The sequence below is a fragment of the Citrobacter sp. Cpo109 genome, from assembly GCF_030332565.1.
GTDB classification, from domain to species: Bacteria; Pseudomonadota; Gammaproteobacteria; order Enterobacterales; family Enterobacteriaceae; genus Citrobacter; species Citrobacter portucalensis.
Genome location: NZ_JAOWHQ010000071.1, coordinates 1 through 18,341, shown reverse-complemented (window position 1 = coordinate 18,341; position 18,341 = coordinate 1). Strand labels below are relative to the sequence as shown.

At 53.0% G+C, this 18,341-nt stretch carries 17 protein-coding genes and 1 rRNA gene; 10 read left to right on the top strand and 8 right to left on the bottom strand.

All coding sequences use genetic code 11. The features are described 5' to 3' along the window. The first annotated feature begins 23 nt into the window (after positions 1-23). The 5 genes from dnaE to tilS all read left to right on the top strand — a co-directional run bounded on the left by dnaE (position 24) and on the right by tilS (position 8,529). A complete protein-coding gene (dnaE, locus tag OGY71_RS20800) occupies positions 24-3,506 on the top strand; it encodes a DNA polymerase III subunit alpha (protein WP_200920777.1) in 3,483 nt (1,160 codons plus the stop codon). Positions 3,507-3,518: 12 nt separating this feature from the next. Further along, positions 3,519-4,478: an acetyl-CoA carboxylase carboxyl transferase subunit alpha gene (gene accA, locus OGY71_RS20795; protein WP_003829164.1), complete on the top strand. Its 960-nt coding sequence runs from the start codon at positions 3,519-3,521 to the stop codon at positions 4,476-4,478. Positions 4,479-4,577: 99 nt separating this feature from the next. Next, complete coding sequence (gene ldcC, locus OGY71_RS20790; protein WP_003829162.1) at positions 4,578-6,716, top strand: lysine decarboxylase LdcC; 2,139 nt, start codon at positions 4,578-4,580, stop codon at positions 6,714-6,716. Positions 6,717-6,782: 66 nt separating this feature from the next. Beyond that, a complete protein-coding gene (locus OGY71_RS20785; RefSeq protein ID WP_008786273.1) occupies positions 6,783-7,172 on the top strand; it encodes a VOC family protein in 390 nt (129 codons plus the stop codon). Between the two features lie 61 nt (positions 7,173-7,233). Continuing rightward, positions 7,234-8,529, top strand: a complete 1,296-nt coding sequence (gene tilS / locus OGY71_RS20780; RefSeq protein WP_126319183.1) for a tRNA lysidine(34) synthetase TilS — start codon at positions 7,234-7,236, stop codon at positions 8,527-8,529. Positions 8,530-8,571: 42 nt separating this feature from the next. Here tilS and rof read toward each other — a convergent pair whose 3' ends face one another. After that, positions 8,572-8,832 (bottom strand): Rho-binding antiterminator, encoded by a 261-nt coding sequence (rof, locus tag OGY71_RS20775; protein ID WP_003018503.1) that lies wholly within the window; start codon positions 8,830-8,832, stop codon positions 8,572-8,574. Further along, positions 8,819-9,019, bottom strand: a complete 201-nt coding sequence (locus OGY71_RS20770; protein ID WP_003018499.1) for a YaeP family protein — start codon at positions 9,017-9,019, stop codon at positions 8,819-8,821. Before OGY71_RS20770 ends, rof begins: the two co-directional genes overlap by 14 nt. A gap of 188 nt (positions 9,020-9,207) precedes the next feature. Between OGY71_RS20770 and OGY71_RS20765 the strand changes: the two genes are divergently transcribed. Genes OGY71_RS20765 through nlpE form a run of 3 tightly spaced genes read left to right on the top strand, consistent with a single transcriptional unit; the run spans position 9,208 to position 10,901 of the window. Further along, a complete protein-coding gene (locus OGY71_RS20765) occupies positions 9,208-9,753 on the top strand; it encodes a YaeQ family protein (RefSeq protein ID WP_003018497.1) in 546 nt (181 codons plus the stop codon). Continuing rightward, positions 9,750-10,172, top strand: coding sequence for an alternative ribosome rescue aminoacyl-tRNA hydrolase ArfB (gene arfB, locus OGY71_RS20760; protein WP_032942412.1), 423 nt, complete (start codon positions 9,750-9,752; stop codon positions 10,170-10,172). The genes OGY71_RS20765 and arfB overlap by 4 nt, the downstream gene beginning before the upstream one ends. Positions 10,173-10,202: 30 nt before the next feature. Beyond that, positions 10,203-10,901, top strand: coding sequence for an envelope stress response activation lipoprotein NlpE (nlpE, locus tag OGY71_RS20755; RefSeq protein WP_085951559.1), 699 nt, complete (start codon positions 10,203-10,205; stop codon positions 10,899-10,901). A gap of 44 nt (positions 10,902-10,945) precedes the next feature. On the opposite strand, the gene proS is transcribed toward nlpE, so the two are convergent. The 6 genes from proS to metN all read right to left on the bottom strand — a co-directional run bounded on the left by proS (position 10,946) and on the right by metN (position 16,540). Further along, on the bottom strand, positions 10,946-12,664 hold the full coding sequence (proS, locus tag OGY71_RS20750; protein WP_003829149.1) for a proline--tRNA ligase: 1,719 nt from the start codon (positions 12,662-12,664) through the stop codon (positions 10,946-10,948). Between the two features lie 113 nt (positions 12,665-12,777). Beyond that, positions 12,778-13,485: a tRNA (N6-threonylcarbamoyladenosine(37)-N6)-methyltransferase TrmO gene (tsaA, locus tag OGY71_RS20745; RefSeq protein WP_003829147.1), complete on the bottom strand. Its 708-nt coding sequence runs from the start codon at positions 13,483-13,485 to the stop codon at positions 12,778-12,780. Continuing rightward, positions 13,482-13,886 carry an envelope stress sensor lipoprotein RcsF gene (gene rcsF / locus OGY71_RS20740; RefSeq protein ID WP_003018477.1) on the bottom strand — a complete coding sequence of 135 codons (405 nt, stop codon included), beginning with the start codon at positions 13,884-13,886 and terminating at the stop codon, positions 13,482-13,484. Before rcsF ends, tsaA begins: the two co-directional genes overlap by 4 nt. Before the next feature lie 116 nt (positions 13,887-14,002). Then, the gene (gene metQ / locus OGY71_RS20735; RefSeq protein ID WP_003829145.1) at positions 14,003-14,818 is read right to left on the bottom strand and encodes a methionine ABC transporter substrate-binding lipoprotein MetQ; all 816 of its coding nucleotides are present in this window, start codon (positions 14,816-14,818) and stop codon (positions 14,003-14,005) included. Positions 14,819-14,862: 44 nt separating this feature from the next. Next, on the bottom strand, positions 14,863-15,516 hold the full coding sequence (locus tag OGY71_RS20730) for a methionine ABC transporter permease MetI (protein WP_003018471.1): 654 nt from the start codon (positions 15,514-15,516) through the stop codon (positions 14,863-14,865). Beyond that, positions 15,509-16,540, bottom strand: coding sequence for a methionine ABC transporter ATP-binding protein MetN (gene metN / locus OGY71_RS20725; protein WP_003829140.1), 1,032 nt, complete (start codon positions 16,538-16,540; stop codon positions 15,509-15,511). Before metN ends, OGY71_RS20730 begins: the two co-directional genes overlap by 8 nt. Before the next feature lie 189 nt (positions 16,541-16,729). On the opposite strand from metN, the gene gmhB reads away from it, so the two are divergent. Together gmhB and OGY71_RS20715 are read left to right on the top strand one after the other, a co-directional pair. Further along, positions 16,730-17,296 (top strand): D-glycero-beta-D-manno-heptose 1,7-bisphosphate 7-phosphatase, encoded by a 567-nt coding sequence (gene gmhB, locus OGY71_RS20720; RefSeq protein WP_003829138.1) that lies wholly within the window; start codon positions 16,730-16,732, stop codon positions 17,294-17,296. Between the two features lie 369 nt (positions 17,297-17,665). Then, a 16S ribosomal RNA gene (locus OGY71_RS20715) occupies positions 17,666-18,341 on the top strand; the annotation flags it as partial.

Sequence of the window (18,341 nt, the reverse complement as noted above, 5' to 3'; positions counted from 1 at the left end):
TCTTGTGTCGAAGGAATCTGAAGATGTCTGAACCACGTTTCGTCCACCTACGGGTGCACAGCGACTACTCCATGATCGATGGGCTGGCGAAAACCGGGCCGCTGGTAAAAAAGGCGGCCGCGTTAGGCATGCCTGCGCTGGCGATCACCGATTTTACCAACCTGTGTGGTCTGGTGAAGTTTTACGGAGCGGGTCACGGCGCGGGTATCAAGCCGATAGTTGGCGCAGATTTTCATGTCCGCAGTGAGCTGTTGGGCGATGAACTCACGCAGCTCACCGTGCTGGCCGCAAATAATACCGGCTATCAGAACCTGACGTTGTTGATTTCGAAAGCCTATCAGCGCGGCTATGGCGCAGAAGGACCGGTTATCGACCGGGACTGGTTGGTCGAGCTAAAAGAAGGTTTGATTTTGCTCTCCGGCGGTCGCATGGGCGATGTCGGACGCAGCCTGCTGCGCGGCAATAGCGCACTGGTTGACGAGTGCGTGGCGTTTTACGAAGAACATTTTACCAATTGCTATTTCCTCGAATTGATTCGCACCGGCAGGCAAGATGAAGAAAATTATCTGCACGCAGCCGTAGCACTGGCCGAAACGCGTGGTCTACCGGTGGTGGCGACTAACGATGTCCGCTTCCTGGAAACCGGAGATTTCGACGCGCATGAAATCCGCGTAGCGATCCACGACGGGTTCACCCTTGATGACCCGAAACGCCCGCGTAACTATTCGCCGCAGCAATACATGCGCAGCGAAGATGAGATGTGCGAGCTGTTCTCCGATATTCCGGAAGCACTGCAAAACACTGTCGAGATAGCCAAACGCTGCAACGTGACGGTGCGTCTGGGCGAATATTTCCTGCCGCAGTTCCCGACCGGCGATATGACCACCGAGGATTTCCTCGTGGCGAAATCACGCGAAGGTCTGGAAGAACGTCTCGAATTTTTGTTCCCTGACCCTGAAGTTCGTGCGCAGAAGCGCCCACCTTACGATGAACGTCTGGAAGTTGAACTTAAAGTTATCAACCAGATGGGATTCCCTGGCTACTTCCTGATCGTTATGGAATTTATCCAGTGGTCGAAAGATAACGGCGTACCGGTAGGCCCGGGACGCGGTTCCGGCGCTGGCTCACTTGTCGCCTATGCGCTGAAAATTACCGATCTCGATCCGCTGGAATTTGACCTGCTGTTCGAACGTTTCCTTAACCCGGAACGTGTCTCAATGCCCGACTTCGACGTTGACTTCTGTATGGAGAAACGCGACCAGGTTATCGAGCACGTGGCGGAAATGTACGGTCGTGATGCGGTTTCGCAGATTATTACCTTTGGTACGATGGCTGCAAAAGCGGTTATCCGCGACGTGGGCCGCGTGCTGGGGCATCCGTACGGTTTCGTTGACCGTATTTCGAAACTGGTGCCGCCCGACCCGGGCATGACGCTGGCAAAAGCCTTTGAAGCCGAACCGCAACTGCCGGAAATCTATGAGGCAGATGAAGAGGTTAAAGCGCTGATCGATATGGCGCGTAAGCTGGAAGGCGTCACGCGTAACGCCGGTAAGCACGCCGGTGGTGTGGTTATCGCACCGACAAAGATTACTGATTTTGCGCCGCTGTACTGCGATGAGCAGGGGCTGCACCCGGTTACTCAGTTTGATAAGAACGACGTGGAATATGCCGGTCTTGTGAAGTTCGACTTCCTCGGCCTGCGTACGCTCACCATCATCAACTGGGCGCTGGAAATGATCAACGCGCGCCGTGAAAAGAACGGTGAGCCACCGCTGGATATTGCGGCTATCCCGCTGGATGACAAGAAAAGCTTCGATATGCTGCAACGCTCGGAGACCACGGCTGTCTTCCAGCTTGAATCCCGCGGTATGAAAGACCTGATCAAACGTCTGCAGCCTGACTGCTTCGAAGACATGATCGCACTGGTGGCTCTGTTCCGCCCTGGTCCGCTACAGTCGGGGATGGTAGATAACTTTATCGACCGTAAGCATGGTCGCGAAGAGATTTCCTACCCGGACGTACAATGGCAGCATGAGTGTCTGAAACCGGTACTGGAGCCGACCTACGGCATTATCCTGTATCAGGAACAGGTTATGCAGATTGCCCAGGAGTTGTCCGGGTACACCCTTGGCGGCGCGGATATGCTGCGTCGTGCGATGGGTAAGAAAAAGCCGGAAGAGATGGCTAAGCAGCGCGGCACCTTTGAAGAAGGGGCGAAAAAGCGCGGCGTAGACGGCGAACTGGCGATGAAAATCTTTGACCTGGTGGAGAAATTCGCCGGTTACGGATTTAACAAATCGCACTCCGCAGCCTATGCGCTTGTCTCTTACCAGACGCTGTGGCTGAAGGCGCATTATCCTGCTGAGTTTATGGCGGCGGTAATGACCGCCGATATGGATAACACTGAGAAAGTGGTCGGGCTGGTAGATGAATGCTGGCGTATGGGGCTCAAAATCCTGCCGCCGGACATCAACTCCGGGCTTTACCATTTTCACGTGAATGATGATGGCGAGATTGTTTATGGCATCGGCGCGATAAAAGGCGTGGGTGAAGGACCAATTGAAGCTATTATTGAGGCGCGTAACGAAGGCGGTTACTTCCGTGAGCTGTTTGATCTCTGTGCGCGCACGGATATCAAAAAACTTAACCGCCGGGTGCTGGAAAAGTTAATTATGTCCGGGGCGTTTGATCGCCTTGGCCCGCATCGTGCGGCGTTGATGAATTCGCTCAACGATGCGCTAAAAGCCGCCGATCAGCATGCAAAAGCCGAAGCCATCGGTCAGGCCGATATGTTTGGCGTGCTAGCGGAAGAACCGGAGCAAATTGAACAATCCTATGCCAGTTGCCAACCGTGGCCGGAGCAGGTGGTATTAGATGGTGAGCGTGAAACGTTGGGGCTTTACCTGACGGGACACCCCATCAACCAGTATTTAAAAGAAATTGAGCGCTATGTCGGAGGCTACAGGCTGAAAGACATGCATCCGACAGAACGTGGTAAAGTCACCACGGCTGCGGGGCTCGTCATTGCTGCGCGGGTAATGGTCACCAAGCGCGGCAATCGTATCGGCATCTGTACACTGGATGACCGTTCCGGACGTCTGGAAGTTATGTTGTTTACCGATGCTCTGGATAAATACCAGCAATTGCTGGAAAAAGACCGCATACTTATCGTCAGCGGACAGGTCAGCTTTGATGACTTCAGCGGCGGGCTTAAAATGATGGCCCGTGAAGTCATGGATATTGACGAAGCCCGGGAAAAATATGCTCGCGGGCTTGCTATCTCGCTGACGGACAGGCAAATTGATGACCAGCTTTTAAACCGACTCCGTCAGTCTCTGGAACCCCACCGCTCGGGGACAATTCCAGTACATCTCTACTATCAGAGGGCGGATGCACGTGCGCGGTTGCGTTTTGGCGCGACGTGGCGTGTCTCTCCGAGCGATCGTTTGCTAAACGATCTCCGTGGCCTTATTGGTTCGGAGCAGGTGGAACTGGAGTTTGACTAATACAGGAATACTATGAGTCTGAATTTCCTTGATTTTGAACAGCCGATTGCAGAGCTGGAAGCAAAAATCGATTCTTTGACTGCGGTTAGCCGTCAGGATGAGAAACTGGATATTAACATCGATGAAGAAGTGCATCGCCTGCGTGAAAAAAGCGTAGAACTGACGCGTAAAATCTTCGCCGATCTTGGCGCATGGCAGGTAGCCCAACTGGCGCGCCATCCACAGCGTCCGTACACCCTGGATTATGTCCGCCTGGCGTTTGATGAATTTGATGAGCTGGCGGGCGATCGTGCCTATGCGGATGATAAAGCTATTGTCGGCGGTATCGCGCGTCTGGATGGTCGTCCGGTGATGATCATTGGTCATCAGAAAGGCCGTGAGACCAAAGAAAAGATTCGCCGTAATTTCGGCATGCCAGCGCCGGAAGGCTATCGCAAAGCGCTGCGTCTGATGGAAATGGCCGAGCGTTTCAACATGCCGATCATTACCTTCATCGACACCCCAGGGGCTTACCCGGGCGTGGGCGCGGAAGAGCGTGGTCAGTCAGAAGCGATCGCGCGCAACCTGCGTGAAATGTCGCGTCTGAGCGTACCGGTAATCTGTACCGTTATCGGTGAAGGTGGTTCCGGTGGCGCGCTGGCGATCGGTGTAGGTGATAAAGTGAATATGCTGCAATACAGCACCTATTCCGTTATCTCCCCGGAAGGTTGTGCTTCCATTCTGTGGAAAAGCGCCGACAAAGCGCCGCTGGCCGCAGAAGCGATGGGAATTGTTGCCCCGCGTCTGAAAGAGCTGAAGCTTATCGACTCTATCATTCCGGAACCGTTAGGCGGCGCACACCGCAATCCGGAAGTGATGGCTGCGTCCCTGAAAGCGCAGCTGCTGGCTGATCTCGCCGATCTCGACGTGTTAAGCAAAGACGATCTGAAAAACCGTCGTTACCAGCGCCTGATGAGCTACGGTTACGCGTAAACTGCATTAATTCCGAAAAGGGCCGCAACGTTGTGGCCCTTTTTTTTACCTGCGGTTTGACCAGGCTATGATTAACTAAGGTTTTTCCAGGAGGAACGCATGAATATCATTGCCATCATGGGACCGCATGGCGTCTTTTATAAAGATGAGCCCATCAAGGAACTTGAGCGTGCGCTGCAACAGCAGGGATTTCAGATTATCTGGCCGCAGAATAGCGTTGACCTGCTGAAGTTTATCGAACATAACCCGCGAATTTGCGGCGTCATTTTTGACTGGGATGAATATAGCCTGGAGCTGTGCAGTGACATCAACCAGCTCAACGAGTATCTCCCGCTCTACGCCTTTATTAATACCCATTCGACGATGGATGTCAGTGCGCACGACCTGCGCATGGCGCTGTGGTTTTTTGAGTATGCGCTGGGTCAGTCTGAAGATATTGCCACCCGCATCCGTCAGTACACCAGCGAATACCTCGATAACATCACGCCTCCGTTCACCAAGGCGCTGTTTACCTATGTGAAGGAAGGAAAGTATACCTTCTGTACGCCCGGGCACATGGCGGGTACGGCGTACCAGAAAAGCCCGGTCGGCTGCCTGTTCTATGATTTCTTTGGCGGCAATACGCTGAAAGCCGACGTGTCCATTTCCGTAACCGAACTGGGTTCATTGCTTGATCATACCGGACCACACCTCGAGGCGGAGGAGTACATCGCTCGCACCTTTGGTGCTGAGCAGAGCTATATGGTGACCAACGGCACCTCGACATCGAACAAGATTGTCGGCATGTATGCTGCGCCTGCAGGCAGTACGTTACTGATTGACCGCAACTGCCATAAGTCGCTGGCGCATTTGCTGATGATGAGCGATGTGGTGCCAATCTGGCTGAAGCCTACGCGTAACGCGTTGGGGATCCTCGGCGGTATACCCCGCCGGGAATTTACCCGCGCAAGTATTGAACGCAAGGTAGAAGAGACGACTCAGGCGCAATGGCCGGTACACGCGGTGATCACTAACTCCACCTATGACGGGCTGCTTTATAACACCAACTGGATCAAGCAAACCCTGGATGTGCCCTCCATCCATTTTGATTCAGCCTGGGTGCCGTATACCCATTTTCATCCGATCTATCAGGGGAAAAGCGGGATGAGCGGCGAACGGGTACCGGGAAAGCTGATTTTTGAAACCCAGTCCACCCACAAGATGCTGGCGGCGTTGTCACAGGCTTCGCTGATCCACATTAAGGGTGACTATGATGAAGACACGTTTAACGAAGCCTTTATGATGCATACCTCCACGTCTCCGAGCTATCCGATTGTGGCGTCGATAGAAACGGCGGCGGCAATGCTGCGTGGCAATTCCGGCAAGCGGTTAATCAATCGTTCGGTGGAACGGGCGTTGCATTTCCGTAAAGAAGTGCAGCGTCTGCGCGAAGAGTCGGATGGCTGGTTCTTTGATATCTGGCAGCCGGAAAAGGTCGATGAAGCAGAATGTTGGCCGGTAGCGCCAGGTGAAGACTGGCACGGATTTATTGATGCTGATGCCGACCACATGTTCCTCGACCCGGTGAAGGTCACGATTCTGACGCCGGGAATGGATGAACAGGGAAATATGAGCGAAGAGGGGATCCCCGCGGCGCTGGTGGCGAAATTCCTTGATGAACGCGGCGTCGTCGTCGAAAAAACGGGACCGTATAACCTGTTGTTCCTGTTCAGTATTGGCATTGATAAAACCCGGGCGATGGGGCTGCTACGTGGCCTGACGGAATTTAAGCGCTCGTACGATCTGAATTTACGCGTGAAAAATATGCTGCCGGATCTGTATGCTGAAGATCCCGATTTCTATCGCAATATGCGTATTCAGGATCTGGCACAGGGGATCCATAAGCTGATCCGCCAGCACGATCTCTCCGGACTGATGCTGCGGGCATTTGATACCTTGCCGGAAATGAAAATGACACCGCACCAGGCCTGGCAGCGGCAGATCAAAGGTGAGGTGGAGACCGTGGCGCTTGATCAACTGGTAGGACGCGTGTCCGCCAATATGATCCTGCCTTATCCTCCCGGCGTGCCGCTCTTGATGCCCGGGGAAATGATCACTGCTAAAAGCCGGGCTGTCCTCGATTTTCTGCTGATGCTGTGTTCAGTGGGGCAGCGCTACCCGGGATTTGAAACCGATATCCATGGCGCTAAATTGGGCGAGGATGGTGTGTATCGCGTGAGAGTCTTAAAAATGGCATAACGACTTGCCTGACCCTAAGACGTACGAGTAACGTGCTGACAGAAAAATGAAAGAGGCGATGACGCTATGCTGGGATTAAAACAGGTTCACCATATTGCCATTATTGCGACGGACTACGCGGCGAGTAAGGCATTTTACTGCGATGTGCTTGGCTTTACACTGATGAGCGAAGCCTATCGGGAAGAGAGAGACTCGTGGAAAGGCGATCTGGCATTGAACGGCCAGTATGTGATTGAGCTTTTTTCTTTCCCGTTTCCACCTTGCCGTCCGAGCCGACCGGAAGCCTGCGGTTTGCGTCATCTGGCGTTCAGTGTGGAGGATGTGGAAAAGTCGATCGCGCATCTGGAAGCACACCACGTGAAGTGTGAATCCATACGTATCGATCCATTTACCGGTAAACGCTTTACGTTTTTCAACGATCCGGACGGATTGCCCCTCGAACTGTACGAGATGTAAGACTTGTCATTGTGGTGTTAGCCCGGTAACGTGCCGGGCAATGCCATTGTAAGTAACCATCATGACGACACTCACGCTGAACACTTCACTGCTGAATTTTCAATCGATTTTGGTCGCCTTTAGCGGCGGGCTGGACTCAACCGTACTCCTGCATCAGCTGGTGCAGTGGCGAGCGCAGCATCCTGAGGTCGCTTTACGCGCAATCCATATTCATCACGGATTAAGCCCACATGCAGACAGTTGGGTGCAGCACTGTGAGTCAGTATGTATGCAGTGGCAGGTGCCGCTGGTGGTTGAGCGGGTACACCTTGAGGATGATGGTCTGGGCATCGAAGCTCAGGCACGACGCGCGCGCTATCAGGCATTTGCGCAGACCTTACTACCGGGCGAGGTGCTGATGACCGCCCAGCATCTCGATGACCAGTGTGAAACCTTTTTGCTGGCGCTTAAGCGCGGTAGTGGTCCTGCCGGACTTTCCGCCATGGGCGAAAACTCACCGTTCGCCGGAACCCAGCTGATTCGACCGCTGCTGGCGCAAACGCGAGAGGCGCTAGAAGCATGGGCGCGGCAGCATGAATTATGCTGGATTGAAGATGAAAGCAATCAGGATGATACCTACGATCGCAATTTCCTCAGATTGCGCGTTACCCCATTGCTGCAACAGCGCTGGCCGCACTTCGCGCAAGCCGTAGCCCGCAGCGCCGCGCTGTGTGCTGAGCAGGAGAGTTTACTGGATGAACTGCTGGCCAGCGATTTAGCCGATTGCATCACAGCCCACGGCACATTGTTACTGGTACCGTTAATGATGGTGAGCGACGTGCGTCGTGCCGCGCTGCTTCGTCGCTGGCTGGCGGGGTTAAATGCGCCGATGCCTTCTCGTGATGGACTGGAACGTATCTGGCAGGAAGTGGCGCTGGCGCGGGAAGATGCCTCACCCTGTTTTCGCCTTGGGGAGTACGAGGTCCGTCGTTATCAGTCACAGCTGTGGTGGGTGAAGTCAGTCGATGGGCAAAGCGAAACCGTTATCCCATGGTTAGAGTGGAAAACACCGTTGGCGCTGCCTGCCGGATTGGGTTCGGTTCAGTTAATCTCTGCGGGTGAATTGCGCATGCCGCAAGAGGATGAAACCGTCAGCATTCGTTTCAAAGCACCAGGCTTATTGCATATTGTCGGGCGTAACGGTGGACGGAAATTAAAGAAAATCTGGCAGGAGCAGGGGATCCCGCCCTGGCGACGAGATACCACACCGCTGCTGTTTTACGGCGAAACGTTGATTGCGGCTGCGGGTGTTTTCGTGACGCGTGAGGGAGCGGCGGAAGATGAAGAAGGCGTGAGTCTGGTTTGGCGTGGAAAGTAGGCCGGATAAGATGCTTTGCACCGTCATCCGGCACCAAAATAATCAGGATTCGCTGACCACCACAGTACCGATCTGCGGGTGGCTGAAGCTGGCAATTTTGTCGAGGCGAAGCTCCCGGGTTTCACCTGCGACATCTGCGACCAGATACTCCACGTTTTTGCGTGAAACCAGGTCGTTCGCTTTCGCCTGCAAAACTTCGCCATCTTTTAACGCCAGCGTCAGTAACAAATGGTGCTGGCAGGCGAGTTCAAGATTGTCGTAATCATCGCAGTTGATGGGTTGATACGTTTCATTCATTGACATAATCGCTCACCAGTAAGTTCGCGGCAGCATAGGCCGCTTTTTCCCTGACCGACTCTGGAAGGGCGCTGTCTGCCGCCACTTCATTAAGCACCTTCAATACGCAACCCAGCGCATCCGGGATATACCCTAAGTCTCCGCTGGCGATTTCCGCGTACCGCTTGCGTATTAACTCACAATATTTTTCCACATGCCCTCCTGTCAGCACTCTGACTTAACCGTGGATGCAAGTCTAAGCCTACGAAGATAAACTCTGTTTAGCAAGGTGACTATACCATACTCATTCAAGCAATATCAGCGTCTTGATAGATGAGCAGTTAGCAGCCTTTTGCCGCAGTTTTCGCTACAATGTGCGCCTGATTCGAAAGGAGTTCTCCCATGGCGCTTAAAGCGACAATTTATAAAGCCGTCGTCAACGTAGCGGATCTTGACCGCAACCAGTTTCTTGACGCGGCCTTGACGCTGGCGCGTCACCCCTCTGAAACCCAGGAGCGTATGATGCTGCGCCTGCTTGCCTGGATTAAATATGCCGATGAGCGGCTGCAGTTCACGCGTGGCCTGAGCGCGGAAGACGAGCCTGAAGCATGGCTGCGTAACGACCATCTGGGCATCGATCTTTGGATTGAGTTGGGTCTGCCTGATGAGCGCCGTATCAAGAAAGCCTGTACCCAGTCTGGTGAGGTTGCTCTGTTTGCCTACAACAGCCGTGCGGCTCAGATCTGGTGGCAGCAAAACCAGAACAAATGTGCGCAGTTTAAAAATCTCACCGTGTGGTATCTGGATGATGAACAGCTGGCGCAACTGAGTGATTTTGCTGGTCGTACAATGGCGCTGCAGGCGACTATTCAGGACGGCGCTATTTGGCTGTCCGACTCTCAGAACAATCTGGAAATTCATCTGACCGCGTGGCAGCCGCGTTCATGATTGTTCTCTCCCGAAACGTCTCTATCCCTGATAATGAGCTGGAAATCACGGCGATTCGGGCACAAGGCGCGGGTGGTCAGCACGTTAACAAGACCTCGACGGCTATCCATTTGCGCTTTGACATTCGGGCCTCGAGCCTGCCAGAGTATTACAAGGAACGCCTGCTGGCTGCCAGCCATCATCTGATTAGCGGCGATGGCATTATTATCATTAAGGCGCAGGAATACCGTAGCCAGGAGCTCAATCGGGAAGCGGCAATCTCCCGACTGGTGGCGGTGATAAAAGAATTAACCGCGGTGCAAAAAAGCCGACAGGCAACTCGCCCTACGCGCGCCTCGAAAGAGCGCAGGTTGTCATCGAAGGCGCAAAAATCCACAGTGAAAGCACTGCGCGGGAGAGTTCGTCGAACGCAAGACTGACGAGCGGGAATAAAAATAAATAAGGAATTGATAGTGAAAACAGCAATATTGTCCGTGGTCGCTGCATGCACGCTTTTTTCCTTGATTGGCTGTAATAACCGTACTGAAGTTGAAGTACTACAGCCGACGCGGGCGGCAGAATTAAAACCGATGCAGCAAAGCTGGCGTGGCATCTTACCTTGTGCGGACTGCGAAGGGATTGAAACCTCTCTGTTTCTGGAAAAAGACGGCACATGGGTGATGAACGAACGCTATCAGGGCGTGCGGGATGAACCGTCTTCATTTGCCTCTTATGGCACATGGGCGCGTACAGCCGACAAACTGGTGCTGACCGACAGCAAAGGTGAGAAGTCGTACTACCGGGCTAAAGGCGAGGCGCTGGAAATGCTCGATCGTGAAGGTAACCCGATTGAGTCACAGTTTAATTACACGCTCCAGCCGGTTTCCGCCAGCTTACCGGTGACGCCAATGCCGATGCGAGGCATGTATTTCTATATGGCTGACGCGGCAATCTTTACCGACTGCGCAACGGGTAAACGGATGCCGGTGGCGAATAACGCTCAGCTTGAACGCGACTATTTAGCCGCTCGTGCGGAAAACGGACAGTCCGTACTGCTGACGCTTGAGGCGCATTTCACGTTGGAGTCAAACCCGGATACGGGTGAGAAAGTGAAAACGTTGATGGCGGATAAAGACGCGAAATTTATCCCTGGTAAAGCGTGTAATTAATCGATAGAAAAAAGGCCCTGATAATCAGGGCCTTTTTGTTGGTATTAGCCTTTAATGGCTTTGACCAGGAAGTCGACTATGTCGCCGGTTTTAATCAGCTCTTTCTCGCCGTTACGACGGTATTTGTATTCGATATCGTCGTTATCGAGGTTACGGTCGCCCAGTACGATGGTGTGTGGGATACCGATCAGTTCCATATCGGCAAACATCACGCCCGGACGCTCTTTACGATCGTCCATCAGCACTTCGATACCCTGCGCGCGCAGCTCAGCGTACAGCTTTTCAGCCAGCTCCTGCACACGGTAGGATTTGTGCATGTTCATCGGCAGAATAGCGACCTGGAACGGGGCAATGGCATCTGGCCATACGATGCCACGATCGTCAAAGTTCTGTTCAATAGCCGCGGCAACCACGCGAGTGACCCCGATACCGTAACAGCCCATAGTCAGCGTCTGGTTACGGCCATCTTCGCCCTGAACAGCGGCTTTCATCGCTTCAGAGTACTTGGTACCCAACTGGAAGATGTGGCCGACTTCGATACCGCGTTTGATCATCAGCGTACCTTTGCCGTCCGGGCTAGGGTCGCCGGCGACCACGTTACGGATGTCAGCAACTTCCGGGGTGGCCACATCGCGATCCCAGTTGATACCGAAATAGTGTTTACCGTCGATGTTGGCACCGGCAGCGAAATCGCTCATTACTGCAACGGTACGGTCGATAACCACCGGAATTGGCATATTCACCGGACCGAGCGAGCCAGGACCTGCTTTTACCAGCGCACGAATTTCTTCTTCGGTGGCAAAGGTCAGTGGGCTGGCAACCTGCGGCAGTTTTTCTGCTTTGACTTCGTTCAGCTCGTGATCGCCACGAACCAGCAGGGCGACCAGCGGGTAGCTGCTGCCTTCAACCGCTTTCACCAGCAGGGTTTTCACGGTTTTTTCGATAGGCAGGTTGAACTGCTCAACCAGTTCGGCGATGGTTTTAGCGTTCGGCGTATCTACCAGCGTCATTTCCTGGGTTGCTGCCGCGCGCGGCTCTTTCGGCGCAACGGCTTCGGCAAATTCGATGTTCGCCGCATAGTCAGAGGAGTCGGAGAAGATCACATCGTCTTCGCCGCTCTGCGCCAGCACCTGGAATTCGTGAGAGGCGCTGCCGCCAATAGAACCGGTATCCGCTTGTACTGCACGGAAATCCAGCCCCATACGGCTGAAGATTTTGCTATACGCAGCGTACATCGCGTCGTAGGTTTCCTGCAGGGATTCCTGAGAGGTGTGGAAAGAGTATGCATCTTTCATCAGGAATTCGCGGGAGCGCATCACGCCGAAGCGCGGACGGACTTCGTCACGGAATTTGGTCTGGATCTGATAGAAGTTCAGCGGCAGCTGTTTGTAAGAGCTCAGCTCGTTACGGATCAGGTCGGTGATCACTTCTTCATGCGTTGGGCCGAGGACGAACGAACGATCGCCACGGTCAGCAATACGCAGCAGTTCCGGGCCGTATTGTTCCCAACGGCCGCTCTCTTCCCACAGTTCAGAAGGCTGAACGACCGGCATCAACACCTCGATCGCACCGGCGTTGTTCATCTCTTCACGCACGATGTTTTCGACTTTTTTCAGGACGCGCACGCCGGTCGGCAGCCAGGTATATAACCCGGAGGCCAGCTTGCGGATCATCCCGGCGCGCAGCATCAGCTGGTGGCTGATGACTTCGGCGTCGGCAGGTGTCTCCTTCAGAGTGGAGAGCAGATATTGGCTAGTACGCATGTTGTTACGGTTCCAGTTGAACGATCGAACAGGCTCAAAACGAGCCTGGCACAAAACAAAAGTGGTTTAGTTTACCAGCGAGAAAGGGATGTCAAAAGAGTACGCGACGCAAATTAGCGGGCTTCCAGAGCAAAGACCTCAAATCCTGACGGCGTGACGCGCCAGCGGACGTTAAAGTCCAGCAGCCAGACGGCGTAGGTTTTGCCTTCTTCCTCGTTTTTACGGTAGGCAGGACGCGGATCCTGCGCCAGCACTTCGGCAATAAACTGACGAAGATGCGGGTAACGTTGTTCGAGCTTCGGTAGCTGCTCCGCGAGATCTTCACTGAACGTCACGTCTACGCTGGCCTGGGGGGCATCCTGAGCATAGCTGGCACGAGCATCGGGTAACGATTCGGCAAACGGCAGATACGGTTTTATATCTACGACTGGCGTGCCATCAACGAGATCCAGCCCACCGAGTTCGAGGATCACGTGCTCTTTATGGCAGCGGATGCCCCGTAGCTCAACCAACGACATGCCAACAGGGTTAGGACGAAACGTTGAACGCGTGGCAAAGACACCCATTCTGGCGTTGCCGCCAAGGCGGGGAGGGCGCACGGTCGGACGCCATCCACCTTCCATTGTCTGGTGAAAAACAAAAATCACCCACAAATGACTGAAGGCTTCCAGGCCGCGAACGGCATCGGCCTGGTTATAAGGTGCGAGCAAATGCAGTTCACCGCTGGCGCTTTTCACCAGACCGGGCTGGCGTGGAACGGCGAACTTTTCTTTATAAGGTGAGCGGATAACGCCTATTTGCTCGAACTGAAAATGGCTCATTTCGCCGAAATGTTCAGTGCAGAACCGATGCAAACCGCCTGACGATAGCAACCCGGCGTTCCGCTGGTCACTTCGCAACTGTGCAGCAATACCGCATTAGCTTTCATTTTTGATGCGTTAATCTGCATGCGTTTGCGTGCGGTTGGAATGCTCGGAGGGGAATCCTGGTTTGAAGCCTGGCAGGATTCACCGCTAACTTCGCCAAGATCGCGGAACGGTTTGCCTACTAAATCTTCAGCGTTAGTAATGATTCTTACCGGCGTAGCGCGCGGTGCTTTCGGTTTTTCCGGCTCCGCTTTCGGCGGGGTTGCGGTGCTTTGAACGGGTTCAACAGGGGATCTGCTTAACATAGAACAGCCGCTCAGCAAGAGTGCTACTAAACAGATCGGTAAAGCACGCATAATATTTCCTCAATGAATGATCTAAACGTCAGATATTGAATCAGGTGCTTGCAGAAATGACAAGACGGGCAAGCGCCCGTCCTGATGATATTACAGATTCTGTAAACAGCCTAAAATTACCAGCCCTTAACAGCACCGCCGTTGAAGACTTTGTTTGCTGCTTCGTACACTTCGTCAGACTGGTATGCTTCAACGAATTTCTTCACGTTCTCAGCATCTTTATTGTCTTCACGAGTCACAATCAGGTTTACGTACGGGGAATCTTTATCTTCAACAAAGATACCGTCTTTTGCCGGAGTCAGGCCGATCTGGCTGGCGTAGGTGGTGTTGATGACCGCCAGTGCGATTTGTGCATCGTCCAGGGAACGTGGCAGTTGCGGTGCTTCAAGTTCAACCAGCTTCAGGTTTTTCGGGTTTTCAATCACGTCCAGCGCGGTCGGCAGCAGGCCAACACCGTCTTTCAGTTTGATTAAGCCCACTTTTTGCAGCAGCAGCAAGGAACGACCAAGGTTAGTCGGGTCGTTTGGAATCGCGACCTGGGAACCGTCCTGCAGCTCATCCAGTGATTTGATTTTTTTGGAGTAGCCCGCAATCGGGTAAACAAAAGTATTGCCTACAGCAACCAGCTTGTAACCGCGATCTTTGATCTGCTGGTCCAGGTATGGTTTGTGCTGGAAGGCGTTAGCATCGATATCGCCTTTGCTCAGCGCTTCGTTAGGCAGAACGTAATCGTTAAACGTGACCAGCTCAACGTCCAGACCGTATTTTTCTTTTGCTACTTTCTGCGCGACTTCTGCAACCTGCTGCTCTGCGCCAACAATAACGCCCACTTTGATGTGATTAGGATCTTTTTCATCCTGACCACAACCCACAAGTGCCAGAGAACCGATCAGGGCTCCAACTGCCGCAAAGGTTTTGAATTTGAACGCCATGCTTATTTCCTTTTCTTAATGAGTTTTTAGTGTTGTGTGCAACGTTATTTGTGCGTGACAGCCCGGACGATGCGATCGCCGGATAACTGAATTAAATAAACCAGAACGACGAGCAATACCAGTACTGTATTCATTACGGTAGCGTTGTAACCAATATAGCCGTACTGATAGCCAATCTGTCCAAGACCACCGGCACCGACGGCACCGCCCATCGCGGAGTAACCAACCAGCGTGATAAGGGTGATGGTGGCCGCATTGACCAGTCCTGGCAGCGCTTCTGGCAGTAATACCTTACGTACAATTTGCAGCGGCGTGGCGCCCATCGCACGAGAGGCTTCTATCAGCCCGGTCGGGATTTCGAGCAGCGCGTTTTCCACCATACGGGCGATAAACGGCGCGGCACCGACGGTCAGCGGAACGATAGCGGCCTGCAGTCCGATAGAGGTGCCTACGATCATGCGGGTGAACGGAATCATCCACACCAGTAAGATGATGAACGGGATGGAACGGAAAATGTTCACCAGCGCAGAGAGCGTACGGTAGAGCTTCGCGTTCTCAATAATTTGCCCCGGACGCGTTACGTACAGCAACACGCCGACCGGCAGACCAATCACAAAGCCAAAAAAACCGGACACAAAGGTCATTGCCAGCGTTTCCCATACGCCGCGAACCAGCAGCCACATCATCGGCTCAGACATAACCCAGTACCTCTACTTTTACATGGTGTTCCTGCAACCAACTGATGGCTGCTTGTGTATCTTCCTGTGTGCCGTGCATTTCAGTCAGCATGATGCCGAACTTCACGCCGCCGGCGTAATCCATCTGCGCGCTAATAATATTGTTATTCACATTAAAGCGACGGGCCGTCTCAGAAAGTAGCGGTGCATCGACCGAATGGCCGGTGAATTCCATACGCAGCATCGGCACGCTGTCGGCTTCCGGCTCCGCTTTTAAACGTTCCAGATAATCTTCCGGAATATCCAGGTGCAGCGTGGACTGGATAAATTTCTGTGCCAGCGGCGTTTTCGGATGAGAGAAAACTTCGCTGACGGTGTCCTGCTCAATCAGTTCACCATTACTGATGACCGCCACGCAGTCACAAATACGTTTTACAACGTCCATTTCGTGGGTAATCAGCAGAATGGTGAGTCCCAGACGACGGTTAATATCTTTCAATAATTCCAGAATTGAGCGGGTCGTTGCCGGATCGAGTGCGCTGGTAGCTTCATCGCACAGCAACACTTTGGGATTACTTGCCAGCGCACGGGCGATCGCCACACGCTGTTTTTGTCCACCGGAAAGGTTGGCCGGGTAGCTATCGTGCTTGTCTCCAAGACCAACCAAATCCAACAGTTCTGTTACGCGGCGTTTGATCTCTTCTTTTGGCGTGTTATCCAGTTCCAGCGGTAGTGCGACGTTACCGAACACCGTACGGGAAGAGAGCAGGTTAAAGTGCTGAAAAATCATGCCGATTTGGCGGCGAGCTTTAGTCAACTCCGACTCAGAAAGCGTGGTCAGCTCCTGACCGCCAACCTGAACGCTGCCTTCAGTAGGGCGTTCGAGTAGGTTAACGCAGCGGATGAGCGTACTTTTACCAGCACCGGAGGCGCCAATAACGCCATAAATCTGCCCGGCAGGAACATGCAGGCTGACATTATTTAGCGCCTGAATGGTGCGAGTCCCCTGCTGGAACACTTTGGTGATATTCGAAAGTTTAATCATTGGTTATTTATTATCGTAATTAAGTTAGCCGTGGCATTTTCGTCTGTCAGGTACGGTCGAAGCCGTCAACAAGATGGATGTTAAGGCATCCAGACGTCTAAATCAATCGGGCTTTGCACGATGAGCACTTTCTTGCCCGCTGAAACATGCGATACTAGAGTCACATGCCTTATTCAGGAGCTATAAAAGGTGGCAAAGTCTGTACCCGCAATTTTTCTCGACCGTGACGGTACCATTAATGTGGACCACGGTTATGTACATGAGATCGACGAGTTTGAGTTTATCGACGGCGTTATTGATGCCATGCGTGAACTTAAAAAGATGGGTTACGCGCTTATTATCGTGACGAACCAGTCTGGTATCGCGCGTGGTAAATTTACTGAGGCGCAGTTTGAAACGTTGACCGAATGGATGGACTGGTCGCTGGCCGATCGCGACGTTGAGCTGGATGGCATCTACTACTGCCCGCATCACCCGCAGGGTACTGTAGAAGAGTATCGTCAGGTCTGCGACTGTCGTAAACCACATCCTGGCATGTTTATCTCCGCCCGAGACTTCTTGCACATCGATATGGCCGCTTCTTATATGGTAGGCGATAAAATTGAAGATATGCAGGCGGCGGCAGCTGCGAATGTTGGCACGAAGGTATTGGTGCGCACAGGAAAACCCGTCACGCCGGAAGCAGAAAATGCGGCAGATTTGGTCATAAATAGTCTGGCAGACCTGCCAATGGCGATAAAAAAGCAGCAAAAGTAAGCGTTGTGGATAAAAGGTGAGCGGTTGAAACAAAAATGCATTTTTCCGCTTGTCTTCCTGAGTCGACTCCCTATAATGCGCCTCCATCGACACGGCGGATGTGAATCACTTCACACAAACAGCCGGTTCGGTTGAAGAGAAAAACCTGAAAATGAAGGTTGACTCTGAAAGAGGAAAGCGTAATATACGCCACCTCGCGACAGAGCGCTAAAGCGCGTCGCAACTGCTCTTTAACAATTTATCAGACAATCTGTGTGGGCACTCGAAGATACGGATTCTTAACGTCGCAAGACGAAAAATGAATACCAAGTCTCAACGAGTGAACACGTAATTCATTACGAAGTTTAATTCATTGAGCATCAAACTTTTAAATTGAAGAGTTTGATCATGGCTCAGATTGAACGCTGGCGGCAGGCCTAACACATGCAAGTCGAACGGTAGCACAGAGGAGCTTGCTCCTTGGGTGACGAGTGGCGGACGGGTGAGTAATGTCTGGGAAACTGCCCGATGGAGGGGGATAACTACTGGAAACGGTAGCTAATACCGCATAACGTCGCAAGACCAAAGAGGGGGACCTTCGGGCCTCTTGCCATCGGATGTGCCCAGATGGGATTAGCTAGTAGGTGGGGTAACGGCTCACCTAGGCGACGATCCCTAGCTGGTCTGAGAGGATGACCAGCCACACTGGAACTGAGACACGGTCCAGACTCCTACGGGAGGCAGCAGTGGGGAATATTGCACAATGGGCGCAAGCCTGATGCAGCCATGCCGCGTGTATGAAGAAGGCCTTCGGGTTGTAAAGTACTTTCAGCGAGGAGGAAGGTGTTGTGGTTAATAACCGCAGCAATTGACGTTACTCGCAGAAGAAGCACCGGCTAACTCCGTGCCAGCAGCCGCGGTAATACGGAGGGTGCAAGCGTTAATCGGAATTACTGGGCGTAAAGCGCACGCAGGCGGTCTGTCAAGTCGGATGTGAAATCCCCGGGCTCAACCTGGGAACTGCATCCGAAACTGGCAGGCTAGAGTCTTGTAGAGGGGGGTAGAA